This is a genomic window from Streptomyces sp. SAI-135 (assembly GCF_029893805.1).
Lineage (GTDB): Bacteria > Actinomycetota > Actinomycetes > Streptomycetales > Streptomycetaceae > Streptomyces.
The window spans coordinates 2,310,149-2,335,947 of sequence record NZ_JARXYP010000002.1 but is presented as its reverse complement, the minus strand read 5'-3'; the positions used below and the strand labels follow the sequence as shown (position 1 = coordinate 2,335,947).

Below are 25,799 nucleotides of genomic sequence, written 5' to 3'. Positions count from 1 at the left end.
GGGCCTCACAACTTGCCGCCCCGGGTGCCGTCCCGCCGCGCGGGCGCGATCAGGGTGGAGAGGTACGGCAGGGGAACCCCGTCGAGCTCGGCGGCGGACCGGATGGACTCGCCCTCAAGGCCCAGCGCGGATCCCCATACGGCGTCCTCTATCCGCCCGGTCTCCCGGAGCGCCTCGGCCACCTCGGCGGCCTGCCGCCCGAACTTGTACGCCACGACCGTCCCGGGCCCGGCGAGCGCGTCCTTGAGCACGGCCGAACCGGCCGTCACGGGCACGAGGGTCAGCGGCTCGGTGCCCTCGGTCAGCACGGCCCCGGAACGCGCCGCGAGATCCTGCATGGCGGTGATGCCGGGCACCGTCTCGACGACGACGCCAGGCACGAGCGCGCCGATGGTGTGGGCGAGATAGGTGAAGGTGGAGTAGACGTTGGGGTCGCCGATGGTCGCGAAGGCGACGGACGCGTGCGCGGCGAGCAACTGCGCCACCCGCTCCCCGGCCGCGTCCCACGCGGCCTCGCGCCGACCGTGATCGGTGCGCTCGTTGAGGGCGAAGACGACCCGTACGACCTTCTCCTGCGGCACGTAGTGCAGCACGGTCGCCTCGGCCCGGCCCCGCTCCCCGGTGTCCATGACCGGAACGACGACCACGTCGGCGGCGCGCAGGGCGTTGACCCCCTTGACGGTCACCAGCTCCGGATCCCCGGGCCCGACCCCGACCCCGACCAACCTGCTGCTGCTCATGACGTCCGGCACCTCTCCACGAACCGACGGGCGACACCGGGCTCGGACGCCCAGTGCGTGTGCAGATAACTCGCGTGCACACCACGCTGTACAAAACCTTCGAGCCGCCGCCGGGGCACCCGCACACCCCAGGCCGCCGCGTCCCCCGCCCCCGGCTCCACCACGGTCCGGTGGAACTCGTGTCCGCGCATCCGCGTCCCGGCGACAGCCAGCGAACTGTCGCTGACGGCCACGGCGTCGCGGTACCCGAGCGTGAGCTTCTCCGCCATCCGCGCCGACGCGTCGAGCACCCCGCACATGGGCTGCCCGTCCAGCTCCCGGGACAGATACAGCAGCCCGGCACACTCGGCGGCGACGGGGGCTCCGGTCTCCGCGAGGGCCGAAACGGCCTTGCGTAGCGGTTCGTTGGCGGACAGGTCGGCGGCGTAGACCTCGGGGAACCCGCCCCCGATGACCAACCCGCTCGTCCTGTGCGGCAGTTGCTCGTCGCGCAGGGGGTCGAAGACGACGACCTCGGCACCGGCCGCGGTGAGCAGCTCGGAGTGCTCGGCGTAGGAGAAGGTGAAGGCGGGTCCGCCGGCGACCGCGACGACGGGTGGGTGCGGCTGAGTGGGGGCTGGGCGCGCAGTTCCCCGCGCCCCTGTGTGGGTGACCTGCTCCGAATCCATCCGCTCCGGCGTTCGCGCCAATTCAGCCCCTCCGGCGTTTGAGGAGCGGGGGTCCGGGGGCAGCGCCCCCGGGAGCGGGGTCGAAGGGGCGGCAGCCCCTGGGGACGGGACGGGTAGGGGCGGCGGGGGCGAGGAAGCCAGGACCTCAGCCGCGTCCCAGGCCGCACAGGACAACGCACCGGCGCCCCGAGCCAGCGCCATCAGCCCCTCGAGATCACACCCGGCACGCACCTGCTCCGCCATCGCCGCGACGGAGTCGACCGCATTCCCCCGCCGCTCCGCCACCGGCACCAACCCCAGATGCCGGGACGGCGTGTCCACCTGTTCCACCCGCCGCAGCACCCCGAACACCGGCACCCCGGCCGACTCCAGCGCCTCCCGCAGCAACGCCTCGTGCCGATCGGAGGCGACCTTGTTGAGGATCACGCCCCCGACCCGCACCTCCGGATCCCACGAAGCGAACCCGTGCACCAGAGCGGCCACGGACCGGGACTGCGACGAGGCGTCGACGACCAGCACCACAGGCGCCCGCAGCAGCTTGGCGACATGGGCGGGTGGACGCCAGTTCACCCTCGCCCGCGGCCCCGTCGAACATCCCCATCACGCCCTCGACGACGGCGATGTCGGCTCCCCGTGCCCCGTGCAGGAACAGCGGAGCCACCAGCTCAGGACCGCACAGGTACGCGTCGAGATTCCGCCCCACCCGCCCGCTCGCGAGCGCGTGGTACCCGGGATCGATGTAGTCCGGCCCCACCTTGTGCGGGGACACGGCGAGCCCCCGCGCGGCGAACGCGGCCATCAGACCCGTGGCGACGGTGGTCTTGCCGCTGCCGGAGGACGGCGCGGCGATGACCAGCCGAGGGACGGAAACGGAGGAGGACATCACCACTCGATACCCCGCTGCCCCTTCTGCCCCGCGTCCATCGGGTGCTTGACCTTGGACATGTCGGTGACGAGATCGGCGAAGTCGACGAGCTTCTCGGGCGCGTTCCGCCCGGTGATCACGACATGCTGCGTACCCGGCCGGTTCCGCAGCACGTCCACGACCTCGTCCGTGTCCACCCACCCCCAGTGCATCGGGTAGGCGAACTCGTCGAGCACGTACAGCTTGTACGTCTCGGCGGCGAGGTCCCGCTTGACCTGCTCCCAGCCCTCCCGGGCCTTCTCCTCGTTGTCCATCTGGGCATCACGCTGGACCCAGGACCAGCCCTCGCCCATCTTGTGCCAGTCGACGGACCCGCCCTCCCCGGACGCCCCGAGCACCCGCAGCGCGTTCTCCTCGCCGACCTTCCACTTCGCCGACTTGACGAACTGGAACACCCCGATGGGCCACCCCTGGTTCCAGGCCCGCAGCGCGAGCCCGAAGGCGGCGGTGGACTTGCCCTTGCCGATCCCGGTGTGCACGACGACCAGCGGCCGGTTCCGCCGCTGCCGCGTCGTCAGTCCGTCGTCCGGCACCACACTCGGCTGTCCCTGCGGCATTACGCGGCCCTCCTCTGTACGTCCTTCACCAGTCCGGCGATCGAGTCGGCCCGCAACTCGTCCAGCGTCACCGCGGTCCCGCCCAGTTCGCCGGCGAGCTGCCCGGCGAGCCCCAGCCGTACCGGCCCGGACTCGCAGTCCACGACCACCGAGGCGACGCCCTCCGCGGCGAACAGCCGGGCCGCGCGCCCCGCGAGCGCGACCGGCTCGGGCCCACCGGTGGCCCTGCCGTCCGTCACCAGCACGACCAGCGCCCGCCGCGCCGGATCCCGCAGCCGCTCCACCCGCAGCACCTCGTGCGCCCGCAGCAGCCCGGCCGCGAGCGGGGTACGGCCCCCCGTCGGCAGTGTCTCCAGCCGGGCCGCCGCCGCGTCCACCGACGACGTCGGCGGCAGCGCGACCTCCGCCGCCGACCCCCGGAACGTCACGAGACCCACCTTGTCCCGCCGCTGGTACGCGTCGAGGAGCAGGGAGAGCACGGCCCCCTTGACCGCGCTCATCCGCTGCCGCGCCGCCATCGACCCCGAGGCGTCGACGACGAACAGCACGAGGTTGCCCTCGCGCCCCTCGCGCGTCGCCTGCCGCAGATCGTCACGCCGGACCACGAGACCGCGCCCCGAGCGGCCACGGGCCCGCTGGTGCGGGGCGGCCGCCTGCACGGTGGCCGCCAGGTGCAGCTTGGTGAGCGCTCCTCGGGGCCGCCGCGCCCCGGTCGTCCGCCCGTGCTCGGTCCGCGCCCGCGACCGGCGCCCGGCGACGCCGTCCCCGAGTCCGGGAACGCTCAGCACCTTCGTGCGGAAGGGCTCGGAGGCCCGTGCGGCGGCCTGCTCCCCGGCACCGGACCCGGACGCCTGCGGCTCGCCGTCCTCACCGGCCTCCGGCTGAGCGCCGGACCCGCCACCGTCGGACTGCGGCCCGTCCGACGACGGCGGCTGCCCGCCACCTCCGCCGGGCCCGTCCGGATCCGGCTGGTCATCGTCGTCGGAGCCGCTGAACTCCTCCAGCGTCTCGTCGAGCTTGTCCTCGTCGAGCCCGGGCGCGTCGAAGGGGTTGCGGCGCCTGCGGTGCGGCAGCGCGAGCAGCGCGGCCTGCCGCACGTCCTCCGCGAGCACATCGGTCCGTCCGGCCCACGCGGCCAGCGCGGTCGCCGTACGCGCCATCACGATGTCGGCCCGCATGCCGTCCACCTCGAACGCGGCACAGGTCGCCGCGATCTGCCGCAGCGCCCCGTCACCCAGCCGCACCGACGGCAGCAACTCCCGTGCGGCGACGATCCGTTGCCGTACGGCGGCCTCCTCGTCCGACCAGCGCGCCGCGAATCCCGCCGGGTCGTCGTCGTACGCGAGCCTGCGCCGGACGACCTCCACCCGCTGGTCCGGCTCCCGCGAGGCCGCGACCTCGACGGTCAGCCCGAACCGGTCGAGCAACTGCGGCCGCAGCTCGCCCTCTTCGGGGTTCATGGTGCCGACCAGCAGGAACTTCGAGGCGTGCCGCACGGAGACGCCCTCGCGCTCGACGTACGACGCCCCCATGGCGGCCGCGTCGAGGAGCAGGTCGACGAGGTGGTCGTGGAGGAGGTTGACCTCGTCGACGTAGAGGATCCCGCGGTGCGCGTCGGCGAGGAGGCCCGGCTCGAAGGCCTTCACGCCCTCCGCGAGCGCCCGCTCGATGTCGAGGGCGCCGACGAGCCGGTCCTCGGAGGCGCCGACGGGGAGTTCGACCATGCGGGACGCCCGCGAGGTGCCCGGCCCCGGTTCGTGGGGGCCGTCCGGGCACGAGGGGTCGGGGGCGGACGGGTCGCAGGAGAACCGGCAGCCGGGGACGACGGCGACCTCGGGCAGCAGCGCCGACAGGGCACGGACCGCCGTCGACTTGGCGGTGCCCTTCTCACCGCGCACCAGCACTCCGCCGACCGCCGGTGAGACGGCGTTCAGCAGCAGCGCGAGCCGCAGGTCGTCCTGGCCTACGACGGCCGTGAACGGAAACGGGGTACTCACTTCTCGTCACCCTCCAAGTCGCCCTCGAGCTCCAGGTACGTGGCCCGCAGCCGCTCCAGCGTGTCCGCGTCCGGCTCGGCCCACAGCCCGCGGTCGGCGGCCTCCAGGAGCCGTTCCGTGATGCCCCGCAGCGCCCAGGGGTTGGACTTCTTCATGAAGTCCCGGTTCTCCGCGTCGAAGACGTACTCCGCGCTGAGCTTCTCGTACATCCAGTCGTCGACCACCCCGGCCGTGGCGTCGTAGCCGAAGAGGTAGTCGACGGTCGCCGCCATCTCGAAGGCGCCCTTGTAGCCGTGCCGGCGCATGGCCGCCATCCAGCGCGGGTTGACCACCCGGGCCCGGAAGACCCGGTGGGTCTCCTCGCCGAGCGTCCGCGTCTTCACCTGGTCGGGCGTGGCCGAATCGCCCACGTACGCCTCGGGGTTGGCGCCGGTGAGGTGACGCACCATGGCGACCATGCCGCCGTGGTACTGGAAGTAGTCGTCGGCGTCGACCAGGTCGTGCTCGCGGGTGTCGACGTTCTTCGCGGCCACGTTGATCCGCTTGAACGCGGTCTCCATGTCCCCGCGCGCCGCCCGCCCGTCGAGGCCGCGCCCGTAGGCGTAGCCGCCCCACACCGCGTACACCTCGGCGAGGTCGGCGTCCGAGCGCCAGTTGCGGGCGTCGATCAGCGGCAGCAGCCCGGCGCCGTAGGCCCCCGGCTTGGACCCGAAGATGCGGGCGGTCGCGCGCCGCCGGTCACCGTGCTCGACGGTGTCCTCGTCGGCGTGCGCCTTCACGAAGTTGCGGTCGGCCGGCTCGTCCAGCTCCGCCACCGTGCGGACGGCGTCGTCGATCAGTCCGACGACGTGCGGGAACGCGTCCCGGAAGAACCCGGAGATCCGGACGGTGACGTCGATGCGTGGCCGCCCGAGTTCCTCCAGGCCGATCACCTCGAAGCCGGTGACCCGCCGCGAGGCCTCGTCCCACACCGGCCGGCAGCCCAGCAGTGCCAGGATCTCGGCGATGTCGTCGCCCTGCGTGCGCATCGCGGACGTGCCCCACACCGTCAGGCCCACGGACTTCGGGTACTCACCGGTGTCGGCCAGGTACCGCTGCACCAGCGAGTCGGCGAGCGACTGACCGACCTCCCAACTCAGCCTGGAGGGAATGGCCTTGGGGTCGACGGAGTAGAAGTTCCGGCCGGTCGGCAGGACGTTGACCAGGCCGCGGGTCGGGGACCCCGAGGGGCCCGCCGGGACGTAACCGCCGTCCAGGGCCTTGAGGATGTGGCCGATCTCGTCGGTGGTACGGGCCAGACGCGGGACGACCTCCTCGCAGGCGAACCGCAACACGGCGACGCAGTCGGGAAGTTCGACGCCGAGCACCCCCCGCAGGACGGCCGGGACGAGCGAGGCGTCCCAGTCCCGCGCCTCCATCCCCTCCGCGGCCCGCCGGCACAGCTGCTCCAGCAGGTCGATCGCGTCGGCGGCGGTACGGGAGGGACCCTCGACGAGATCCGACAGTTCGACCGGCACCTTCACCGGGGCGCCCGGCTCGGCGAGCAACTCCTTCTCACTGAGCCCGAAGTGGGCCGCGAACGAAGCCCTCAGCCCCGGCAGCGCGTTCGCCTGCCCGCCCCACACCTGCGAGGCGCGCAGCACGGCCAGCACCAGGTTGACCCGGGCCTCGTCGACCGGCCCGCCACCGAGGACGTGCAGCCCGTCCCGGATCTGCACGTCCTTGATCTCGCACAGATAGCCGTCAATGTGCATGACGAACTCGTCGAACGCCTCGTCGTCCGGCTGCTCGTCGACATGCAGATCGTGGTGGAGCTCGGCCGCCTTGACCAGCGTCCAGATCTGGGCGCGCACGGCCGGGGCCTTGGTCGGGTCGAGGTCGGAGACGAGCGCGTACTCGTCGAGCAGCTGCTCCAGCTTGGCCAGGTCCCCGTAGGTGTCGGCCCGTGCCATCGGCGGCACCAGGTGGTCGACGACGGTGGCGTGCCCGCGCCGCTTGGCCTGGGTGCCCTCGCCGGGGTCGTTGACGATGAACGGGTAGATCAGGGGGAGTTCACCGAGCACCGCGTCCGGCGCGCAACTCCCGCTGAGCCCCAGCCCCTTGCCCGGCAGCCACTCCATCGTGCCGTGCTTGCCCATGTGGACGACCGCGTCGGCGCCGAAGCTGTTCTCCAGCCACCGGTAGGCCGCCATGTAGTGGTGCGACGGCGGCATGTCCGGGTCGTGGTAGATCGCGATCGGGTTCTCCCCGAAGCCGCGCGGCGGCTGGATCATCACGACGACGTTCCCGAACTGGAGGGAGGCCAGCACGATGTCGTCCCCGTCGACGTACAGCGAACCGGGCGGCTCCCCCCACGCCTCCAGCATCGCCTCCCGCAACGACGGGTCCAGCCGGTCGAACCACACCCGGTAGTCGGCGAGCGGCACCCGCGCGGGCGCCGCGGCCAACTGGTCCTCCGTGAGCCACTCGACGTCGTGGCCGCCGGCCTCGATGAGCCGGTGGATGAGCTCGTCCCCGTTGTCGGGGTACCCCTCCACGACGTACCCGGCGTCCCGGAGCGCGTCCAGCACCCGTACCGCCGAGGCGGGCGTGTCGAGTCCGACCGCGTTGCCCACCCGGGAGTGCTTGGTCGGATAGGCGGTGAAGACCAGCGCGAGCTTCTTCTCGGCGTTCGGCTTGTGCCGCAACTTGGCGTGCCGCACGGCGATCCCGGCCACCCGCGCGGCCCGCTCCGGGTCGGCCACGTACACCGGGACGTCGTCGGGGCCCTGCTCCTTGAAGGAGAACGGCACGGTGATCAGGCGCCCGTCGAACTCCGGGATCGCGACCTGCATGGCCGCGTCCATGGGGGACAGGGCCGCGTCGGACTCGTCCCAGGCCGCCCTGGACGTCGTCAGGCAGAGCCCTTGCAGCACGGGCACGTCGAGGTCGGCCAGCGCCCCGATGTCCCAGGCCTCCTCGTCCCCGCCCGCCGAGGCCTGCGAGGCGTGGGTGCCGCCGGCGGCGAGGACGGTGGTCACCAGAGCGTCGGCCGAGTCGAGGACCATGAAGAGATCGAGGTCCGCCCCCCGCAGCGAACTGCAGAACACGGGAAGGGCGTTGGCGCCCGCCGCCTCGATCGCATCGCACAAGGTGTCCACGAAGGCGGTGTTGCCGCTGAGTTCATGAGCCCGGTAGAAGAGCACCCCGACGGTCGGACGGTCCGCGTCGATCGGACGGTCGCCGTGGATGCCCCACTCGGGCATCTTCTGCGGCTCGACGAACCCCTCACCCGTCAGCAGCACGGTGTCGGAGAGGAACCGCGCGAGTTCGGTGAGGTTCCCGGGCCCGCCCTCGACGAGATACCGCAGCGCCTCCGCCACGACACCGGCCGGCACCGACGACTCGGCCATCAACTCGGCGTCCGGTACCGACTCCCCGCCCAGCAGCACGGTCGGGATCCCGGACGCCTTCAGCGCGGCCAGCCCGTCCTCCCAGGCCCGCTTGCCGCCCAGCAGCCGGACGACGGCGATGTCCGCCCCGTCGAGGAGCGCGGGCAGCTCGCCCTCGACATCCACGCGGGTCGGGTTGCCGATCCGGTAGGAGGCACCCGTGGCGGCCCGGGCCGCCAACAGGTCCGTGTCGGCGGTCGACAACAACAACACTGTGCTCATGCGGGCGCTCCCGGTGGAATGAAAGGCAGTCCTTGCGGCGCGCCGGACTCGATGAGCCGCCACAGCGCGTCCGTGTCCGCGTGCTGTTCGATCAGGTCGCCGAGCCGGTCGAGCTGCTCCTCGCGCAGCCCGGCGAACGAGGTGTCGGGGGCCGGTACGAACCGGCGGCCCGCGGCGGCCGCCACCTCCCGCAGGAAGGCCCGCCGGAAGCCGTCCGACTCCAGCGAGCCGTGCCAGTGCGTGCCCCAGGTCTGGCCGACGCGACAGCCGTCCAGGAAGGGCACACCGCCGCCGACCTCGGCGACCCCGTGATGGATCTCGTAGCCCTCGACCCGCTCGCCGAGAGCTTCCCCCACCGGCCGGGTGAGGGTCTTCTCCCGCGCGAAGCGCACCCGCACGGGCAGCACGCCGAGGCCGTCGACCGCGCCGACGCGCGATTCGACCTCGTCCTCGATGTGCTCGCCGAGGATCTGGAAGCCGCCGCAGATGCCGAGGACGGGCCGCCCCTCGGCGACCCGGCGCCTCAGGGCGTCGGCGAGCCCCCGTTCGTGCAGCCACTCCAGGGCGCGGACGGTCCCGCGGGTCCCCGGAATGACGACGAGGTCGGCGTCGGCCAGTTCCTCGGGCCGGTCGACGAACCGCACCACGACACCCGGTTCGGCGGCCAGGGCGTCGACGTCCGTGAAGTTGGACATCAGCGGGATCGCGCAGACGGCGACCCGCAGCACGTCCTCGCCCACCGGCGGGCTCACCGTGGACTCCCGGACCGTCCCGCGCAGCGAGACCCGAAGTCCGTCCTCCTCGTCGATGCCGAGGCCGTGCCGGAAGGGCAGGACGCCGTAGGTGTGCCGTCCGGTCAGCCCGTGGAGCATGTCAAGGCCCGGCTCCAGCAGCGAGACGTCCCCCCGGAACTTGTTGACGAGGAACCCGGCGACCAGCTTCTGGTCCTGCTCCGAGAGCAGCGCGACGGTGCCGAAGAAGGAGGCGAAGACGCCCCCGCGGTCGATGTCCCCCACGACCAGCACGGGCAGCCCGGCGTTGCGGGCGATCCCCATGTTGACGATGTCGGTCCGCCGGAGGTTGATCTCGGCCGGGCTCCCGGCCCCCTCACAGATCACCGCGTCATACGTGCCCCGCAACTCGGCGAGACAGTCGAGCACGGTCCCCAGGAGCTGCTGCTGCCGCCCCCCGTGGTATCCGCGGGCGCTCAGCTCACCGACCGGCTTCCCGAGCAGCACGACCTGACTGCTCTGTTCGCCACCGGGCTTGAGCAGCACGGGATTCATCAGCGCGGTCGGCTCGATCCGGCAGGCCTGCGCCTGCATGGCCTGGGCCCGCCCGATCTCGGCGCCCTCGCGCGTGACGAACGAGTTGAGCGACATGTTCTGCGCCTTGAACGGCGCGACCTTCACCCCCTGCCGCACCAGCCACCGGCAGATCCCGGCCGTGACGACGCTCTTGCCGGCGTCGGAGGTGGTACCGGCGACGAGAAGCCCTCCGCCACTCATGCGCTGCGCCCCTTCAGCAAGGCCCGCGCGGCGACACCGGCGCCGAGCGCGAGCAGTCCGACGCGCCGCGACAGCCGTGCGGCGCGCTCGATGTCGTACGGGGCGACGGCCCGCCCTCCCCGGTGCAGCACCGGCCGGTGCTCGACCCGCCCGGCGTACGACAGGGTCCCCCCGAGCCGCACCCCCAGTGCCCCCGCGAACGAGGCTTCCACGGGCCCGGCGTTGGGACTCGGATGCCGGTGGGCGTCCTCGCGCCAGGCCCGCACGGCACCCCGGGGATCGTCTCCGGCGAGGGTGGCGAGTACGGCGGTCAGCCGCGCCCCCGGCCACCCGGCGAGGTCGTCCAGCCGGGCCGACGCCCACCCGAAACGCCGGTACCGGAACGACTTGTGGCCCACCATGGCGTCCAGCGTGTTCACGGCCCGGAATCCCAGCAGCCCCGGCACCCCGCCGACGGCACCCCACACCAGGGCACCCACGACGGCGTCGGAGGTGTTCTCGGCGACGGACTCCACGACCGCGCGGGCGATCCCGTCGGCGTCCAGGGCCTGCGGGTCGCGCCCGCACAGATGGGGCAGCCGGGCCCGGGCCGCCTCGACGTCCCCGGCCTCCAGCGCCCGTCCGATGGACCGGGCCTCGCGCACCAGCGAAGTCCCGCCCACCACGGCCCAGGTGGCGGCGCCGGTGAGGGCGACGGAGGCGGTACGGGAGGGACGTACGACATGCTCCGCGGCGGCGCCGAGCGCCACCGCGGTCCCCACGCACACGGCGGTGTGCAGCGCGCCCCACCCCCGGTGGTCCCGCCACAGCACCCGCTCCACGGCCCCGGCGGCCCGCCCGAACGCGGCGACCGGGTGCCCGCGGCGCGGGTCACCGAGCAGGAGGTCACCGATCAGACCGGCGGCGGCGCCGTACGCGAAAACGCGATCGGCACGCATCGGGTCAGCCGATCGCGGGGTCGTTCAGATGCCTGGTGGTACTACTGGTCGATCGGCAGGCGAGCATCGCGTCATGTCCTCACTCAGGGTGTCCACGCCCTGGTTCGACGAGTCCGGCGGTGAGAGTTCCTGGCTCCCGGGGGTGTCTACCCCGGTGACAGTGGCGGGACCGCGCCGGATTCGCACCGGCTTCCTCTCCTGCCGCCGTATATGGCTCCGGCAGTCCACCACGGGCCTTCGAGACCCGTCAACTTGCTGTTGACCTGCGGCGGGGGAGTGTGCAGAACCCCACACCGCCGGTCGCACAAGACGGCCGGGCGGGCACGGAACCGTGAGTTCCGTGCCCGCCCGGCCGTCGAGTGACGGGAGTGCCGTCAGGCCACGATCAGATAGATCCCGTACGCCACCGCCGCCGCGCACGCCGCGAAGCAGGCGTAGGCGCCGGTGACCGCGAGCGCGGCCGACCCGCCCTGGGCCGTGGCCCGCTCCTGGCGGGACAGACCCATGATGCCGAGGGTGAACAGGGCCACCAGGCCCACGGTGACGACGAGGCTGACGCCGAAGACGGAGCCGAGTGCTTCCCAGTCGATCTGCATGGTGAGGCTTCCTTAGGACTGCGGGGCTCAGACGGCGGCCGGCGGCGAGGCCGGTTCCGTCGTGACGGGCGGGGCCGGGATCGTGGCGGTGAGGTCCTCGGTCACGGTGCCCGCGGGCGGCGGGGTCACGGCGGCGATCGCCTGGGTCACCACACCGGCCGGCTCGTCGGTCTCGTTGACGTTCGACGCGTCCACGACCTCGCGCCGCGAGATCTTCCAGATCGCCGCGCTGGAGGCGACGAGGAAGACCGCCACGACCGCCGTACCCCAGTCACCGAGGTCGGTGACCGACTCGGCCAGCGCGCCGACCAGGGCCGCCGCCGGGAGCGTCAGCCCCCAGGCCACGAACATCCGGGTGGCCGTGGACCACCGCACGACCCCGCCCTTGCGGCCGAGGCCCGCGCCCATCACCGAACCGGAGACGGAGTGCGTGGTGGAGAGGGAGAAACCGAGGTGGGAGGAGGCCAGGATGACCGTGGCCGCGCTGGTCTGGGCGGCGAAGCCCTGCTGCGGCTGGAGGTCGGTCAGGCCCTTGCCCATGGTGCGGATGATGCGCCAGCCGCCGAGGTAGGTGCCGAGCGCGATGGCCAGCCCCGCGGAGAGGATGACCCAGGTGGGCGGGTCCGAGTCGGGCGCGACGGCGCCGCCGGCGACCAGGGCGAGGGTGATGATGCCCATCGTCTTCTGCGCGTCGTTGGTGCCGTGAGCCAGCGAGACGAGACCGGCCGAGGCGATCTGCCCGGTGCGGTAGCCCTTCGCGGCGGCCTTGCCGTCGGCCTTCTTCCCCAGCGAGTAGGAGAGCCGGGTGGCCAGCATCGCGGCGATGCCCGCGACGATCGGCGCCGCGATCGCCGGGATCAGGACCTTGGTGACGAGCGCGTCGCCGTGGACCGCGCCGAAGCCGGCCGAGGCGATGGTGGCGCCGATCAGACCGCCCATGAGGGCGTGCGAGGAACTGGAGGGCAGCCCCACCAGCCAGGTCAGGAGGTTCCAGAGGATCGCACCGACCAGGGCGGCGAAGATGACCTCGGGACGGATGCCGGTCTCGTCGACGAGACCCTTGGAGATCGTGTTGGCGACCTCCACGGAGAGGAAGGCGCCCACAAGGTTCAGCACGGCGGACATCGCCACCGCGACCTTGGGCTTGAGCGCACCGGTCGAGATGGTGGTGGCCATCGCGTTGGCGGTGTCGTGAAAACCGTTCGTGAAATCGAACGCGAGTGCGGTTACCACCACAATCGCGAGGATCAGCGAGAAGTTTTCCATTTACCCAGGCAATCGTTCGAGGTCATTGGCAGGTTGAAGGTAAGTAACCTGGATGAACGGAAGGTGAACTGAGTCGGGCCGCACGGTGACCGGAGTCTCCGGCTATGGCTTTGCCGAACCCCGCGGTCCCCGTACGACCCGTGCGCCCCACGGCTACGACCCGGCGGCGAACCTCTTCAGCTGCCGCGCCGACCCGTTGAAGAGATTCTGGTCACCCGGCAGGCTGCCGCTGTTGTCGTACTGCCAGATGGTCCAGGACGACCACCCGCCGGGCAGCGCTCCCGTGCCCGCGGAGTCGTAGCGGGCCACCCACAGCGCGTGCTCGGAGGCGAAGGCGCCGCTGCCGCCCGTGCAGGCGTTCCACCAGTGGGCGGTCGTGTAGATCACCGGGCGGCGGCCCGTGAGCCGCTTGACCTCGTCGCTGAACGACGCGATCCAGCCGACCATCCGCGCCCGGCCCATGCCGTAGCACTTGTGCCGCCTGTCGTACGGGTTGTACTCGATGTCGAGCGCGGGCGGCAGTGTCCAGCCGTCCGCCGACCAGGCGCCGCCGTTGCGTACGAAGTACGCCGCCTGCGCCCTCCCGGACGACCTGTCCGGCAGCGCGAAGTGGTACGCCCCGCGGATGATGCCCGCCTCACGCGCCCCGCCGTACTGCTGCCCGAAGTGCGGATTGCGGTAGTCGGTCGACTCGGTCGCCTTGACGTAGACGAACCTGGCGCCCTTGGCCCTGGCGCGCTGCCAGTCGACATCCTTCTGGTGCGAGGAGACGTCGTGCCCCCTGGGCAGGCTCCCCGCCGAGCCCGGCGTCCCGGCGAGCGCCACACCCCCCACGGCGAGCAGGACCGCGGACAGAGCCAGGATGCGGGTCCGGTGCGCCATGTGTCCCCCCGGAATGGCGTCGGTGATGACGTCGTGCAGAAGAAAGCCCAGAGGCTACTGGAAGATCACCGAATTGCGGGCGATCTCCGGCCAAGCAGCACAAGAGGGGCGAAGTCCCGTCCCGCGACGGCCCGGCGCCCCGGCTGGCAGGATCGCGGCATGGCTGAGCAGCGGCAGGAACCACAAGAGGTACGGGGTGCCGGCGGCGGCACGAGGAAGGCGCGGGCCGAGGAGGCCGACGCGTGGGCCGAGTTGGTCGACACGGCCCGCCGGACGGTCACCGAGGGACTGGTCGTCGGCACCTCCGGCAACGTCTCGGTACGGGTCGGGGACACGGTCCTGGTCACCCCCTCGGGCGTCCCCTACGACCGCCTCACGCCGGACGACGTGACGGGGGTCGACCTGCGGGGCCGCCAGGTGCTGGGCACCCTCGTGCCGACGAGCGAACTTCCCATGCACCTGGCGGTCTACGGCAGCACCGACGCCCGCGCCGTCGTCCACACCCACGCGGTGCACGCCACGGCCGTCTCCACGCTCGTTCCCGAACTCCCGGCGATCCACTACATGACCAGCGCCCTCGGCGGCCCCGTCCGGGTCGCCCCCTACGCCACCTACGGCACCGACGAGTTGGCCGAGAACATGCTCCACGCCCTCGCCGGCCGCTCCGCCTGCCTCCTCCAGAACCACGGCACGATCACCTACGGCGACACCCTCGCCCAGGCCTACGACCGCACGGCCCAGCTGGAGTGGATGTGCCACCTGTGGCTCACGGCCCGAGCGGTCCCGAACCTGACCCCCACGCTGCTGACGGAGACCCAGCTGGCAGAGGTGACGGAACGGTTGCGGGGGTACGGGCAGCGGGCCTAGGGGGTGCCGGGTTCGGTGGTTGGGCGGGTGCCTAGGGGGGTGCCGGCTCGGGTTGTCGAGCGACTGCGGGTCCGTCGTGGCTGGTCGCGCAGTTCCCCGCGCCCCTGAGGAGTTGCAGTCACCCAAGCCACGACGGACCGTTTGCCACCTCGCCGCGCCGTGACGGCGCGCCACGATGGGCCGTCAGTCGCGTACGGCGGGCAGGGGACGGGGTGGGGGGTGTCCGCCCGCAGCGGCCGGCGTCCGTTGCCGAGGACAGTTGAAGGGGCCGAGCCGCCGGACCGAGGACGGATACCCCCCACCCCGGCACCGACCCACCCACCGGACCGCATGCGCTACACGAGCCCCCAGAGACCGCAACGGGCCGCCGCAGGCATCTCAGGGGCGCGGGGAACTGCGCAAAACGCCCGCCCCCACCAAGCCGCACCCCGCCCCACCAAGCCGCACCCCGCCCCGTCCACTGGCCCCAACCCCCATCCCCCGCGACACTAAAAACGTGCGCACTGTCAAAGCGACGGCCGCCGCCGTCACCGCAGCCCTGGCCGCCGGCGCAGCCGGAATCGTCGCCGGGAGGATCGCCAGCGACGCCGGACTGAAGCCACACCCGGGCGGCCCGCTGCCCGGCGAACCCCGGCTCACCGTCCACTCCACCGCCGCCGGCCGCATCACCCTGACCCGCGACCTCGCCGCCCTGCGCCCCGGCACCTACGGCCTCGCCGGAGACACCACCCACGCCGTCGTCGGGCCCGTCCTCACCGCGGAACCGCACTCCGCCGACACCGTCGTCCGCCGCCTGGAGCGGGTCACCCACGGCACCCTGGCCCCCGGCGACAAGGTGTGGCTCACCCCGAACACGTACGTCGGCGACCCGAAGTCGGCCCTCGGCCTCGACCACACCGACGTCGACATCCCGGGCGAACTCGGCGCCCTGCCCGCATGGTTCGTCCCCGGCGTGCGGGAGACCTGGGTCATCGCGGTCCACGGCCTCGGCACGACCCGCGAACACACCCTCAACGTCCTGGAGTTCCTGCACCGCCACCGCTTCCCCGTCCTCGCCGTCACCCACCGCGGCGACGCCGGCGCCCCCCGCCCGGCGGACGGCCTGAACCACTTCGGCGAGACCGAGTGGCGCGACCTGGACGCCGCCATGCGCTACGCCGTCAGCCACGGCGCCCGCCAACTCGTGCTGCACGGCTGGTCCACCGGCGCCACCATGGCCCTGCGCGCCGCCGCCCACTCGGGTCTGCGCAACCGGGTCAGGGGGCTCGTCCTGGACTCCCCGGTGCTCAGCTGGGAACTGACCCTGCGTGCCCTCGCCGCGGCCCGCCACACCCCCGGCGTCCTCCTCCCGCTCGCGGTGCGCGCCGCCCAGGGCCGCACCGGCCTGCCCAGCGACCACTCCGGTCTGTACGCCGACCGCACCGTCCCCTATGACCGCACCGTCCCCTACGCCGACCACGCGGACCGCCCCGACGACAGGGGCCCCGACGGCCCCCCGCCGCCGACCCTGCTCATCCACGGTCCGGACGACACGCTCGCCCCCTGGGACCTCTCCCGGCGTCTCGCCGGCGCCCACCCCGACCGGATCGCCCTCCACACGGTCCGCCAGGCGCCCCACGCGGCGATGTGGAACGCCGACCCGAGCGCCTACGAGGAGGCTCTGCGCCGTTTCCTCACCCCCCTGATGTGATCTCCCGCGCCCCCGGCCGTGCAGCTTCCGTTTAAGTCCGTACCAGTGGCCTGATCTCGGCGTATGCCCTTCGGTTCGACCCCTGCGCCGGCTCCGCCCGGCGCCCGCGGTGACATTCCGTTTGGGTTTTCGGACCGTCAACCGGAAGACTGCACCCGTGACGTCCCGTATCCCGCGCGACTCCAGGCTTCGACTCGTCCGCCCGCGACCCCTGGCCGCCGCCCCCACAGCTGTGAACCAACGGCGCCCACGCCGCCCCGCGCCCCGCCCCCCGGAGGGCACACCGGCCCCCGCGGAACTGGCCAGAATGGCGCGCAGGGGCCTTGCCGACGCGGCCCGTGTCGCGCACTGGGCCGACGGCGCCCTGGGCCCCGGCAGGGACGGCGCGGGTTCCGACGGCCTCGGCACCCTCTCCGACGAGACCGCCGCCCGCGCGGCCGGGGACCTCGGCCTGACCCCGGCTCAGGTCCGCGCCGACTGGGACACCGCCCGCCTCGCCGGCCTGGTCGAGGTGCACGGCGGCAACGCCCGCCCGGGCTGGCGGCTGCGCGCCTGGGACCGCGACGACAGCGCCGTACTGCGCGGCTGGGTCGCCCTGTTCGACGCCTGGTCGCTCGCCTACCCGGAACCCGCCGACCGCGAGCCCGCCGCCGTCGCCGAGGTCGTCTCGGCCATGCCGCAGGTGCTGTCCTTCCTCCAGCTGTCCGCCGGGCCCGTCCCCGTCGAACAGCTCCTGGACCTCCTGGAGCAGCGCGTCACCGAACTGCGCACCGAGCGCTGCGAGATCCCCTACGGCCCGCAGCCGGAGCCCGTGGAGGTGCCCGAGACGGCCGACGCCCCCCTCGCCCCCCTCCTCGACTGGGCCCTGCGCGCCCTCGCCTCCGTCGGCGCGCTGACCTACGGCGACGGCCAGGCCACCCTCACCCCGCTCGGGAACTGGGCGGTGTGGGTCAAGCTGGAGCAGATCTGCGTCGCCGCCCAGAGCCCCGCCGGCAACATCGAGGTCGCCGCCGAGGAGATGCTGCGCGGCTGTGCCCAGCTCCGCCCCAACGCCGCTCGCGCCGAGTACCGCGCCTGGCTCGCCGCCCGCCCCGTCGGCAGTGCCGTCACCGAACTGCTCGGTGCCGCCCGCGGCGACGACGCCCTGCTGCGCGGCCTCGCCTTCGAGGCGCTGCGGGTGGTCGGCGCCCCCGCCGAGCCCGACGTCCGCTCGGTGGCCGACGACCCCACCCTGCGGCCGTACGCCCTGCTGTGGCTGGCCGAGCACGACGGGATCGACCCGGAGGACGCCCACGAGGTGCTCACCCGGGAGGAGGCCACCTGGCTGTGGGTCGACACGGCTGCCGCCGTCGCGGACCATGGCGAGGCGCCCATGCTGGTGCGGCACCTGGAGTCCGCCTTGCAGCCGACCGTCCCCCAACTGCTCGACGAGGTACGGGCCGTGGGCCACCCGCGCACCGTGCAGGTCCTGGTGGCCCTCGCCGCCGCCCACCCGGACCCGGCCCTCGCCAAGGCCGTCCGCCGCGCCGCCTTCCAGGTGCACACCGGCGGCTGAGTCAGGGACGGGTCTGCGGCGCGTACGTCCCGAAGCTCCACACATTGCCCTCGGCGTCCCGGGCCATGTAGTCCCGGGAGCCGTAGTCCTGGTCCGTCGGGGGCATCAGGATCTCCGCGCCGTGCTCCACGGCGCGGCGGTGATGCGCGTCGACGTCGTCCACGACGACGTACACCCCGGCCGGGCCCGCGTCCTTCATCAGCTTGTCGTAGGCGCTGCCGGTGCCCTTGGAGCCCAGCATCACCACGCCGTCGCCCTGCACGAGCTCGGCGTGCGCCACCAGGCCGTCCTCGCCCTCGTACACCGCGAGCTCGGTGAAGCCGAAGGCCTCCGTGAGCTGCTTGATCGCCGCCTTCGCGTCCGCGTACAGCAGTGCCGGGCAGATGCTCGGACGTCCACCGCCGGTCCCCGTCATGCCGATCACTCCCTTGTGACCAAAAAGCCGGACATCGATCCGTGGACCAGTCTCGCAGCGACCACTGACAGCCGCCCTCGCACCGGATCCCGGCCGTCACCGGAACGTGTCGCACCGCTCCATCTCGCCGCTCCGGTACCCCTCCCGGAACCACTGCTGCCGCTGCTCGGCGGATCCGTGCGTCCACGACTCCGGGGTCACCCGCCCCTGGAAGCGCTCCTGGATCCGGTCGTCGCCCACGGCCGCCGCCGCGTCCAGGCCGTCGGCGATGTCCGCGTCGGTGAGGCTGGTGATGAGCGGCCGGCCCGTCGACTCGTCCTTCGTCGTGGTCGCGTGGCGGGCCCACACCCCGGCGTAGCAGTCCGCCTGGAGCTCCACCCGCACACCGTTGCTGTCGGCGCCCGTGCGGCCGTCCTGCGACCGGCTCAGCGTGCCCGTCAGATCCTGCACATGGTGCCCGTACTCGTGTGCCAGCACGTACGCCTGCGCGAACGGCCCGCCGCTCGCCCCGAACTTCGAGCGCAACTCGTCGAAGAACCCGAGATCGAGATAGACTTTCCGGTCGCCCGGGCAGTAGAACGGCCCGACCGCCGAGGTCGCCGACCCGCACGCGGTGCCGACCCGCTCGGCGAAGAAGACCGTGGGGGAACGGGTGTACGTGCCGCCGCGCCGCTCGAACTCCTGGTCCCAGTAGTCCTGGACGCTGTTGACGACCGCCACCGTCCGGCAGTCCTCGCGCGTGTTCGCGTCCTGCCCGGTGCGGCAGCTCCGCTCGACCTCGGCGAGGCCGGACGCCGTGGCCGCGGGCTGCCCGCCGCCGTCGGTGAGCCCGAGCTGGTCGGGGCCGACGCCGAAGAAGAGGCCGAGAAGCAGGACGATCAGCCCGCCGATGCCACCGCCGATGGTCGCCATCCCGCCCGGGACGCCACCACCACGCGCGTCCTGCACCTCGGAGGTGTCCAGACTGGCGTCGTCGTCGAACTGCATGGACACCGTCCTCCGCGCTCACCGGCCCCCGCAGGGCATCCTCGCCCGGCGGCCCCTCGCCGGCCTCGGGCACGCGTCCGAACGAGGGACGGCGACGGGACCGACCGGATACCCGGAGGGAGACCCACCGAACACCCGGACCCAGAAAAAGTGCTTGCACGCCCCCGTTAGACTTGGCCCATGGCCATTCTCCTCGCGCACTAGACGGCGGGAACGTCCTCAGCCGCCCACCCGCCAATCCCACATCCGCCCTGGAGTCTGTCCGTGATCTCCGCCTCCGGTATCGAGCTGCGCGCCGGCGCCCGAGTCCTCATCGAGTCCGCCACCTTCCGGGTCGCCAAGGGCGACCGCATCGGCCTGGTCGGCCGCAACGGCGCGGGGAAGACCACCCTCACCAAGTGCCTGGCCGGTGAGGGCATCCCCGCCGCCGGCCAGATCACCCGCTCCGGCGAGGTCGGCTACCTCCCCCAGGACCCCCGCACCGGCGACCTCGACGTGCTCGCCCGCGACCGCATCCTCTCCGCGCGCGGCCTGGACGTCCTGCTGAAGAAGATGCGCGACAACGAACAGCGCATCGCCAACGGCCAGGGCGCCACCCGGGAGAAGGCGCTGCGCCAGTACGAGCGCCAGGAGACGGAGTTCCTCACCAAGGGCGGGTACGCCGCCGAGGCCGAGGCCGCCACCATCGCCGCCGCGCTGAACCTCCCGGACCGGGTGCTCGGCCAGCCGCTGCACACCCTCTCCGGCGGTCAGCGCCGCCGTATCGAACTGGCCCGGATCCTGTTCTCGGACGCCGACACCCTGCTCCTCGACGAGCCGACGAACCACCTCGACGCCGACTCGATCGTCTGGCTGCGCGACTACCTCAAGACCTACCGCGGCGGCTTCATCGTGATCTCCCACGACGTCGACCTGGTCGAGACGGTCGTCAACAAGGTGTTCTACCTGGACGCCAACCGCGCCCAGATCGACGTCTACAACATGGGCTGGAAGCTCTACCAGCAGCAGCGCGAGGCGGACGAGAAGCGCAGGAAGCGCGAGCGGCAGAACGCCGAGAAGAAGGCCGCCGCCCTGCACTCGCAGGCCGACAAGATGCGCGCCAAGGCCACCAAGACCGTCGCCGCGCAGAACATGGCCAGGCGCGCCGACAAGCTCCTGTCCGGCCTGGAGGCGGTGCGCCAGCAGGACAAGGTCGCCAAGCTGCGCTTCCCCGAGCCCGCGCCCTGCGGCAAGACCCCGCTGATGGCGGAGGGCCTGTCGAAGTCGTACGGCTCGCTGGAGATCTTCACCGACGTCGACCTGGCCATCGACAAGGGCTCCCGGGTGGTCATCCTGGGCCTCAACGGCGCGGGCAAGACGACCCTGCTGCGCCTGCTCGCCGGGACCGAGCAGCCGGACACCGGCGCGGTGGTGCCCGGCCACGGACTCAAGCTCGGCTACTACGCCCAGGAGCACGAGACCCTCGACCCGGAGCGCACGGTCCTGGAGAACATGCGCTCGGCGGCCCCCGACCTCGACCTCGTCGAGGTGCGCAAGACGCTCGGCTCCTTCCTGTTCTCCGGCGACGACGTCGACAAGCCGGCCGGGGTCCTCTCCGGCGGTGAGAAGACCCGCCTTGCCCTCGCCACCCTGGTGGTCTCCTCGGCGAACGTCCTGCTCCTCGACGAGCCCACCAACAACCTCGACCCGGCCAGCCGTGAGGAGATCCTCGGCGCGCTGCGCACCTACAAGGGCGCGGTCGTGCTGGTCACCCACGACGAGGGCGCCGTCGAGGCGCTCCAGCCGGAGCGGATCATCCTGCTGCCCGACGGCGTCGAGGACCTGTGGGGCGCGGACTACGCGGACCTCGTCGCCCTCGCCTGACCGTCACCGCCGCTTGATCGAATGCGTGATCAACGGCGTATGGATCATTCGGCCCACCGGTGATCCATCATCTGTGTGAGATCTCCTCGTACCGAGGTGTGTCCTACATCGATTTCACGGCCGAGTCCTTTATCGCCAAGGGCTCGGCCGTCGCGCGTCTCTGACCTGGCACTTCACAAAGGAACCCGTTCGGCGGTACGAACGCGCCCTGATGGAATCACAGATTCCGTATGTGGGGACTCGCTCCTGTCGTCAAAACCATGTCTCACCGACCTTGCCGAATGGGTGGCCATGAACGCCCGGAGGGGTGATCATGAGAGAACCAGAGCGCACTTCCCATGAGGAGGCACGGGTGGCCGAGACTCTGAAGAAGGGCAGCCGGGTGACCGGCGCCGCGCGCGACAAGCTCGCGGCAGACCTGAAGAAGAAGTACGACTCCGGTGCGAGCATTCGGGCACTGGCCGAGGAAACCGGCCGCTCGTATGGCTTCGTACACCGGATGCTCAGCGAATCGGGCGTCACGCTTCGTGGGCGTGGCGGAGCGACGCGGGGCAAGAAGGCCGCATCGTCCTGATCCGGGCGGCCCATCGGCTTCGATGGTGACCACCCGGTCGGTCGGACGACCGACCGGGTGGTTACTGTGCAGTCACTTAGCTGTGCCGTCCCGCGGCACGGAGGATGACCGCACTCATCGGAGGCGCCCCATGGCGACGTCCGGCCAGGATGGCCAGGAACTCGTTCCCCTGCTCGACAAGGACGGCGTACGGCTCACCGTCGAGGACACCCTCGCCACGGTGACGCTGACCAACCCCGCCAAGCGCAACGCCCAGAGCCCGGCTCTGTGGCGGGCGCTCGCCGAGGCGGGCCGGCTGGTGCCGGGCTCCGTCCGGGTCGTCGTGCTGCGCGGTGAGGGCAAGTCCTTCTCCGCCGGGCTCGACCGGCAGATGTTCACGCCCGAGGGGATCGAGGGCGAGCCGTCGTTCGTCGACCTCGCCCGCAGTGGTGACGCCGAACTCGACGCCGCCATCGCCGAGTTCCAGGAGGGCTTCACCTGGTGGCGGCGCAGTGACGTCGTGTCCATCGCCGCCGTGCAGGGGCATGCCATCGGAGCGGGCTTCCAGCTGGCCCTCGCCTGTGACCTGCGGGTCGTCGCCGACGACGTGCAGTTCGCCATGCGCGAGACCAGCCTCGGCCTGGTTCCCGACCTCACCGGCACCCACCCCCTGGTGGGCCTCGTCGGATACGCCCGGGCGCTGGAGATCTGCGCCACCGGGCGCTTCGTCCTGGCCGAGGAGGCCGTGAGCACCGGCCTCGCCAACATCGCCGTGCCCCTGGACCAGCTCGACGCAGCCGTGCGGGACCTCGCGGCCGCGCTCCTGTCCGCCCCCCGCGACGCGGTCATCGAGACCAAGGCGCTGCTGCGCGGCGCCCAGGACCGCACCTACGACGAGCAGCGCGGCGCCGAGCGCGCGGCCCAGGCCCGCCGGCTGCGGGACCTCGCCGGAGTGGGCGACTGACGCACCAACTAACGCACCACGGCCGTCACCAGCACGGCCACCGTCGGGGTGTCCGGCAGCGCCGCTCCCACGGCGGCGCGGACCTCCCGGGCCACGTCCAGGGCCCGGCGGTCCGCGCCCACCGCCAGTTCGACGCGGACATGGCGGCGGGGCAGCGAGCTGTCCCCGGTCTCGCGGTCCCCGAGGTGCACCGGCCGCCCCAGCACCCCGGTCAGCCGGTCCACCCCGGGCACCGCGAGCGCGGCGAGCCCCGCGCGGGTCTCGTCTCCCGGGCCCGTCTCGGCGGGACGCGGCGGCTCGGACGCCCGTACGGCGGAACGCTCCGTGTCCTCCTCCAGCAGGGCCGTCACCTTCAGATCCACCTCGTCGAGCTCCAGCCCGAGTCGCCCGGCCGCGGCCCCGGCGAGCACCGTGCGCAAGCGCTCCGCCGTCACCGGCAACGGCTCCGCGGGCGTGGCCTCGAACTCCGCCGCCAGCCGCAGCGGGCCGGCCGGCAGTGCGCTCGGCGGCGGCGGCACGGCGGGCTCGGCCGCGTCCTCCGGGCGGGCGAGCCCGAGGCGCCCCGCGCCCAGCCGTACACCCGGAAGGTTCCCGACGGCGGCTCGCAGCACCCCGAGGGCCGCCTCCTCGGAGATCCACGCGCCGTCGCGCGGCCCGCCCAGGGGCAGCAGTCTGCCCAGCCCCAGCTGATGACGCACCGTCCGTGCCCACTGCTCCGCCGTCATTCCTCCAGCCTGCCGCATCTCCGGCGCGCGATCGCGCCACCGCGCTTACGGTGGTCGAAGGAGGACGACCGAAAGGGGTGACGACGATGACCGACATGACGCAGAGCACCGAGGTGGAGCCGCAGATGCGGAAGACCACCAAGCGCGGCGGCGGCGACCCGGCGACCCGTGGGCGCACCACCATCGCCGACGGGGTCGTGGAGAAGATCGCCGGACTCGCGGCACGGGACGTCCTCGGCGTCCACGCCATGGGCAGCGGGCTCAGCCGCACCTTCGGGGCCGTGCGCGACCGCGTGCCCGGCGGCTCGAAGTCCGTCACCCGCGGGGTCAAGGCCGAGGTCGGCGAGGTGCAGACCGCCCTCGACCTGGAGATCGTCGTCGACTACGGCGTCTCGATCGCGGATGTGGCCAAGGCCGTACGGGAGAACGTGGTGAGCGCCGTGGAGCGCATGACCGGACTCGAGGTCGTCGAGGTCAACATCGCGGTGAGCGACGTGAAGCTGCCCGACGAGGAGGACGAGGAACCGGAGCCCCGGATCCAGTAGCCCGCCCACAGCGTGAGGGACCTTGAGGGAGCGCACGATGAGCATGGCCGTGGTCGGCTTGATCGCCGGCATGGCGCTGGGCTTCGCCGGGTACTTCGGCGGGTTCGGGGCCTTCCTGCTGGTGGCGGCGCTGGGCGCCATCGGCTTTGTCGTCGGCCGGTTCCTGGAGGGGGACCTGGACTTCGGCGACTTCTTCCGCACCCGTGACGACCGGCGTGACCGACGGGGATGACCGCCGTGAGCAGTGAGGCCGGCGAGACGGACGGCACTCGCAGACCCCTGGCCGCCACCGCCGTTCCTCCCGGCGAACGCGGCGCGACGAGAATCGCCGACCGGGTGGTCGCGAAGGTCGCCGGACAGGCGGCCCGCGAGGCGCTCGGAGCGCTCCCCGCGCAGGCCGAGACCCCGTACGCCACCGTCGTCGTCCACCACGAGACGGCCCGCGTCCGCATGCACCTCGAACTCGACTACCCCTGCGACATCGGCGCGCGGTGCCGCGAGGTGCGTCAGCAAGTGGCCGAGCGGGTAGTCGCGTTGGTGGGCATGGAGGTGTCGGAGGTCGCCGTCCAGGTGGAGCGGCTGTATCCGGCACAGGCGCACGGCGCGGCACAGGGGAGGACGCGATGAGCGAGCCCCAGGGCTCCGAAGGCACCACACAACGACTGCCGGTCATCGAGCGGACGGCGGAAGCGGACCGGCACGACCAGTCCGCGTCGGCGGCCGCCTACGGACCACCACCGGCCGCGGAGGCCGAGGCGGGCGGCGGCGGACGCCGCTTCTGGTCGGCGCGCAGGATTCCGGCGGGCCTCGTCGCCCTGCTGCTCCTGCTCCTCGCGGGCGTCTTCCTGTACGACATCGCGTCCGTCCGGGCCGGCCGGCCGGCCATGCACTGGCGCCGTGAACTCTCCCGGCAGCTCGCCGAACGCCCCCTGGACGACACCTGGGTCCTGGTCGGCGCCGGTGTCGCCGCGGCCCTGGGCCTGTGGCTGGTCGTCCTGGCCCTCACCCCCGGTCTGCGCCGCGTCCTGCCGATGAGCCGCACCCACCCCGACGTCCGTGCGGGTCTGCACCGGGACGCGGCCGCCATGGTCCTGCGCGACCGGGCCATGGAGGTGGCCGGCGTCCAGTCCGCACGCGTACGGATGAGGCGGCGCAAGGCCGACGTCCGTGCCGTCTCCCACTTCCGTGAACTGGACGACGTCCGCGCCGACCTGGATGTGACCCTCGCCGAGGCGATCAGGGGACTGGGCCTGGCCCGGCTCCCCGCCCTGTCGGTGCACGTGGCACGGACCACCCGGAAGAAGGGCTGAGAGAGATGCTCAGGACCGTCAACCGTGTACTGATCGGCCTGGTGGGGCTGGTCCTGCTCGTCGTCGGCGGCGCGGTGCTCGCCGTGGGTCTGGGCGTCGACCCGCCCTCCTGGTGGATCCACGACGGCAGGAAGGACGTCCTGCTGAGCGACGCGGAGCGCACCCGATGGGACGGCGAGAGCTGGTGGTGGCCCACGGTCATCGCCGCCCTGGCGCTCGTGCTGCTCCTGACCCTGTGGTGGCTGACGGCGGTCCTGCGCAGGCGCCGGCTCACGGAGGTGCGCGTCGACACGGGCGACGGCGAGGGCGCGCTGCTGAGGGGGCGGGCCCTGGAGGGCGTACTCGAGGGCCAGGCAGCCGAGTTGGACGGTGTCCACCGGGCCCACGCCCATCTGACCGGCCGCCCGGACGCCCCCGGGACCCGCGTGCGGCTCCTGCTGGAACCCCACGTGGACCCGGGAACGGCCCTGCACGACCTGACGACCGGGGCCCTGACCCACGCCCGCAACTCCGCGGGCCTGGACTCACTGCCGGCCGAGGTCCGTATGACCGGCGTCAAACACAAGGCGGAAAGGGTCAGTTGAGAGACCCGGGG

Annotated in this window: 24 protein-coding genes, 1 pseudogene and 1 riboswitch; of the genes and pseudogenes, 11 read left to right on the top strand and 14 right to left on the bottom strand. The window is 72.7% G+C overall.

Annotation, left to right across the window (positions count from 1 at the left end; all coding sequences use genetic code 11):
- Positions 1-5: 5 nt before the first annotated feature.
- The 11 genes and pseudogenes from cobI to M2163_RS14980 all read right to left on the bottom strand — a co-directional run bounded on the left by cobI (position 6) and on the right by M2163_RS14980 (position 13,730).
- The gene (gene cobI, locus M2163_RS15030; RefSeq protein ID WP_280894180.1) at positions 6-752 is read right to left on the bottom strand and encodes a precorrin-2 C(20)-methyltransferase; all 747 of its coding nucleotides are present in this window, start codon (positions 750-752) and stop codon (positions 6-8) included.
- Complete coding sequence (locus M2163_RS15025; protein ID WP_280894179.1) at positions 737-1,978, bottom strand: cobyrinate a,c-diamide synthase; 1,242 nt, start codon at positions 1,976-1,978, stop codon at positions 737-739. The genes cobI and M2163_RS15025 overlap by 16 nt, the downstream gene beginning before the upstream one ends.
- Before the next feature lie 226 nt (positions 1,979-2,204).
- A pseudogene (locus tag M2163_RS15020) lies at positions 2,205-2,291 on the bottom strand (hypothetical protein); the annotation flags it as partial.
- Positions 2,291-2,890, bottom strand: coding sequence for a cob(I)yrinic acid a,c-diamide adenosyltransferase (gene cobO, locus M2163_RS15015; RefSeq protein ID WP_147996799.1), 600 nt, complete (start codon positions 2,888-2,890; stop codon positions 2,291-2,293). The pseudogene M2163_RS15020 and the gene cobO, both read right to left, overlap by 1 nt.
- Complete coding sequence (locus M2163_RS15010) at positions 2,890-4,887, bottom strand: putative cobaltochelatase (protein ID WP_280852288.1); 1,998 nt, start codon at positions 4,885-4,887, stop codon at positions 2,890-2,892. The genes cobO and M2163_RS15010 overlap by 1 nt, the downstream gene beginning before the upstream one ends.
- The gene (gene cobN, locus M2163_RS15005) at positions 4,884-8,540 is read right to left on the bottom strand and encodes a cobaltochelatase subunit CobN (RefSeq protein ID WP_280894178.1); all 3,657 of its coding nucleotides are present in this window, start codon (positions 8,538-8,540) and stop codon (positions 4,884-4,886) included. Before cobN ends, M2163_RS15010 begins: the two co-directional genes overlap by 4 nt.
- On the bottom strand, positions 8,537-10,048 hold the full coding sequence (locus M2163_RS15000; protein ID WP_280852290.1) for a cobyric acid synthase: 1,512 nt from the start codon (positions 10,046-10,048) through the stop codon (positions 8,537-8,539). Before M2163_RS15000 ends, cobN begins: the two co-directional genes overlap by 4 nt.
- Complete coding sequence (locus M2163_RS14995; protein WP_280894177.1) at positions 10,045-10,986, bottom strand: cobalamin biosynthesis protein; 942 nt, start codon at positions 10,984-10,986, stop codon at positions 10,045-10,047. Before M2163_RS14995 ends, M2163_RS15000 begins: the two co-directional genes overlap by 4 nt.
- Before the next feature lie 102 nt (positions 10,987-11,088).
- Positions 11,089-11,231: riboswitch (cobalamin riboswitch) on the bottom strand.
- 129 nt (positions 11,232-11,360) lie between these two features.
- The gene (locus M2163_RS14990) at positions 11,361-11,582 is read right to left on the bottom strand and encodes a hypothetical protein (RefSeq protein ID WP_053852521.1); all 222 of its coding nucleotides are present in this window, start codon (positions 11,580-11,582) and stop codon (positions 11,361-11,363) included.
- A 27-nt stretch (positions 11,583-11,609) separates the two neighbouring features.
- Positions 11,610-12,848 (bottom strand): inorganic phosphate transporter, encoded by a 1,239-nt coding sequence (locus M2163_RS14985; RefSeq protein WP_280852292.1) that lies wholly within the window; start codon positions 12,846-12,848, stop codon positions 11,610-11,612.
- A 153-nt stretch (positions 12,849-13,001) separates the two neighbouring features.
- The gene (locus tag M2163_RS14980) at positions 13,002-13,730 is read right to left on the bottom strand and encodes a lysozyme (protein ID WP_280894176.1); all 729 of its coding nucleotides are present in this window, start codon (positions 13,728-13,730) and stop codon (positions 13,002-13,004) included.
- 159 nt (positions 13,731-13,889) lie between these two features.
- Between M2163_RS14980 and M2163_RS14975 the strand changes: the two genes are divergently transcribed.
- From M2163_RS14975 to M2163_RS14965, 3 genes are all read left to right on the top strand, one after another.
- Positions 13,890-14,597 (top strand): class II aldolase/adducin family protein, encoded by a 708-nt coding sequence (locus M2163_RS14975; RefSeq protein ID WP_280894175.1) that lies wholly within the window; start codon positions 13,890-13,892, stop codon positions 14,595-14,597.
- Between the two features lie 496 nt (positions 14,598-15,093).
- Positions 15,094-16,287: an alpha/beta hydrolase gene (locus M2163_RS14970; protein WP_280894174.1), complete on the top strand. Its 1,194-nt coding sequence runs from the start codon at positions 15,094-15,096 to the stop codon at positions 16,285-16,287.
- 157 nt (positions 16,288-16,444) lie between these two features.
- The gene (locus M2163_RS14965) at positions 16,445-17,842 is read left to right on the top strand and encodes a hypothetical protein (RefSeq protein WP_280894173.1); all 1,398 of its coding nucleotides are present in this window, start codon (positions 16,445-16,447) and stop codon (positions 17,840-17,842) included.
- Position 17,843: 1 nt separating this feature from the next.
- Here M2163_RS14965 and M2163_RS14960 read toward each other — a convergent pair whose 3' ends face one another.
- Together M2163_RS14960 and M2163_RS14955 are read right to left on the bottom strand one after the other, a co-directional pair.
- Positions 17,844-18,257 (bottom strand): VOC family protein, encoded by a 414-nt coding sequence (locus M2163_RS14960; RefSeq protein WP_280852297.1) that lies wholly within the window; start codon positions 18,255-18,257, stop codon positions 17,844-17,846.
- A gap of 96 nt (positions 18,258-18,353) precedes the next feature.
- Positions 18,354-19,244 carry a neutral zinc metallopeptidase gene (locus tag M2163_RS14955; RefSeq protein ID WP_280852298.1) on the bottom strand — a complete coding sequence of 297 codons (891 nt, stop codon included), beginning with the start codon at positions 19,242-19,244 and terminating at the stop codon, positions 18,354-18,356.
- A 264-nt stretch (positions 19,245-19,508) separates the two neighbouring features.
- On the opposite strand from M2163_RS14955, the gene M2163_RS14950 reads away from it, so the two are divergent.
- The 3 genes from M2163_RS14950 (at position 19,509) to M2163_RS14940 (ending at position 22,624) form a co-directional block, all read left to right on the top strand.
- Positions 19,509-21,107 carry an ABC-F family ATP-binding cassette domain-containing protein gene (locus M2163_RS14950; protein ID WP_053849807.1) on the top strand — a complete coding sequence of 533 codons (1,599 nt, stop codon included), beginning with the start codon at positions 19,509-19,511 and terminating at the stop codon, positions 21,105-21,107.
- 352 nt (positions 21,108-21,459) lie between these two features.
- Entirely contained in the window at positions 21,460-21,681 is a 222-nt protein-coding gene (locus tag M2163_RS14945) for a helix-turn-helix domain-containing protein (protein ID WP_004002281.1), read from the top strand.
- A 130-nt stretch (positions 21,682-21,811) separates the two neighbouring features.
- Positions 21,812-22,624, top strand: a complete 813-nt coding sequence (locus tag M2163_RS14940) for an enoyl-CoA hydratase/isomerase family protein (protein ID WP_280852299.1) — start codon at positions 21,812-21,814, stop codon at positions 22,622-22,624.
- A gap of 8 nt (positions 22,625-22,632) precedes the next feature.
- On the opposite strand, the gene M2163_RS14935 is transcribed toward M2163_RS14940, so the two are convergent.
- Positions 22,633-23,349: a nucleopolyhedrovirus P10 family protein gene (locus M2163_RS14935; protein WP_280852300.1), complete on the bottom strand. Its 717-nt coding sequence runs from the start codon at positions 23,347-23,349 to the stop codon at positions 22,633-22,635.
- A gap of 86 nt (positions 23,350-23,435) precedes the next feature.
- On the opposite strand from M2163_RS14935, the gene M2163_RS14930 reads away from it, so the two are divergent.
- The 5 genes from M2163_RS14930 to amaP are packed head-to-tail and all read left to right on the top strand — an operon-like array spanning position 23,436 to position 25,788.
- Entirely contained in the window at positions 23,436-23,894 is a 459-nt protein-coding gene (locus M2163_RS14930) for an Asp23/Gls24 family envelope stress response protein (protein ID WP_280894172.1), read from the top strand.
- Positions 23,895-23,931: 37 nt separating this feature from the next.
- Positions 23,932-24,126: a hypothetical protein gene (locus M2163_RS14925; protein WP_037708092.1), complete on the top strand. Its 195-nt coding sequence runs from the start codon at positions 23,932-23,934 to the stop codon at positions 24,124-24,126.
- On the top strand, positions 24,123-24,521 hold the full coding sequence (locus tag M2163_RS14920; protein ID WP_280852302.1) for an Asp23/Gls24 family envelope stress response protein: 399 nt from the start codon (positions 24,123-24,125) through the stop codon (positions 24,519-24,521). The genes M2163_RS14925 and M2163_RS14920 overlap by 4 nt, the downstream gene beginning before the upstream one ends.
- Positions 24,518-25,204: a DUF6286 domain-containing protein gene (locus M2163_RS14915; protein WP_280852303.1), complete on the top strand. Its 687-nt coding sequence runs from the start codon at positions 24,518-24,520 to the stop codon at positions 25,202-25,204. Before M2163_RS14920 ends, M2163_RS14915 begins: the two co-directional genes overlap by 4 nt.
- A gap of 5 nt (positions 25,205-25,209) precedes the next feature.
- Complete coding sequence (gene amaP, locus M2163_RS14910) at positions 25,210-25,788, top strand: alkaline shock response membrane anchor protein AmaP (RefSeq protein WP_280894171.1); 579 nt, start codon at positions 25,210-25,212, stop codon at positions 25,786-25,788.
- Positions 25,789-25,799: the final 11 nt, after the last annotated feature.

Excerpts from the sequence above, each read along its gene's own strand:
- cobO (WP_147996799.1), bottom strand. The coding sequence starts at position 2,890 with ATGCCGCAGGGACAGCCGAGTGTGGTGCCGGACGACGGACTGACGACG.
- cobN (WP_280894178.1), bottom strand. The coding sequence starts at position 8,540 with ATGAGCACAGTGTTGTTGTTGTCGACCGCCGACACGGACCTGTTGGCG.
- M2163_RS15000 (WP_280852290.1), bottom strand. The coding sequence starts at position 10,048 with ATGAGTGGCGGAGGGCTTCTCGTCGCCGGTACCACCTCCGACGCCGGC.
- M2163_RS14995 (WP_280894177.1), bottom strand. The coding sequence starts at position 10,986 with ATGCGTGCCGATCGCGTTTTCGCGTACGGCGCCGCCGCCGGTCTGATC.
- M2163_RS14990 (WP_053852521.1), bottom strand. The coding sequence starts at position 11,582 with ATGCAGATCGACTGGGAAGCACTCGGCTCCGTCTTCGGCGTCAGCCTC.
- M2163_RS14985 (WP_280852292.1), bottom strand. The coding sequence starts at position 12,848 with ATGGAAAACTTCTCGCTGATCCTCGCGATTGTGGTGGTAACCGCACTC.
- M2163_RS14980 (WP_280894176.1), bottom strand. The coding sequence starts at position 13,730 with ATGGCGCACCGGACCCGCATCCTGGCTCTGTCCGCGGTCCTGCTCGCC.
- M2163_RS14975 (WP_280894175.1), top strand. The coding sequence starts at position 13,890 with ATGGCTGAGCAGCGGCAGGAACCACAAGAGGTACGGGGTGCCGGCGGC.
- M2163_RS14960 (WP_280852297.1), bottom strand. The coding sequence starts at position 18,257 with ATGACGGGGACCGGCGGTGGACGTCCGAGCATCTGCCCGGCACTGCTG.
- M2163_RS14955 (WP_280852298.1), bottom strand. The coding sequence starts at position 19,244 with ATGCAGTTCGACGACGACGCCAGTCTGGACACCTCCGAGGTGCAGGAC.
- M2163_RS14940 (WP_280852299.1), top strand. The coding sequence starts at position 21,812 with ATGGCGACGTCCGGCCAGGATGGCCAGGAACTCGTTCCCCTGCTCGAC.
- M2163_RS14935 (WP_280852300.1), bottom strand. The coding sequence starts at position 23,349 with ATGACGGCGGAGCAGTGGGCACGGACGGTGCGTCATCAGCTGGGGCTG.
- M2163_RS14930 (WP_280894172.1), top strand. The coding sequence starts at position 23,436 with ATGACCGACATGACGCAGAGCACCGAGGTGGAGCCGCAGATGCGGAAG.
- M2163_RS14925 (WP_037708092.1), top strand. The coding sequence starts at position 23,932 with ATGAGCATGGCCGTGGTCGGCTTGATCGCCGGCATGGCGCTGGGCTTC.
- M2163_RS14920 (WP_280852302.1), top strand. The coding sequence starts at position 24,123 with ATGACCGCCGTGAGCAGTGAGGCCGGCGAGACGGACGGCACTCGCAGA.
- M2163_RS14915 (WP_280852303.1), top strand. The coding sequence starts at position 24,518 with ATGAGCGAGCCCCAGGGCTCCGAAGGCACCACACAACGACTGCCGGTC.
- amaP (WP_280894171.1), top strand. The coding sequence starts at position 25,210 with ATGCTCAGGACCGTCAACCGTGTACTGATCGGCCTGGTGGGGCTGGTC.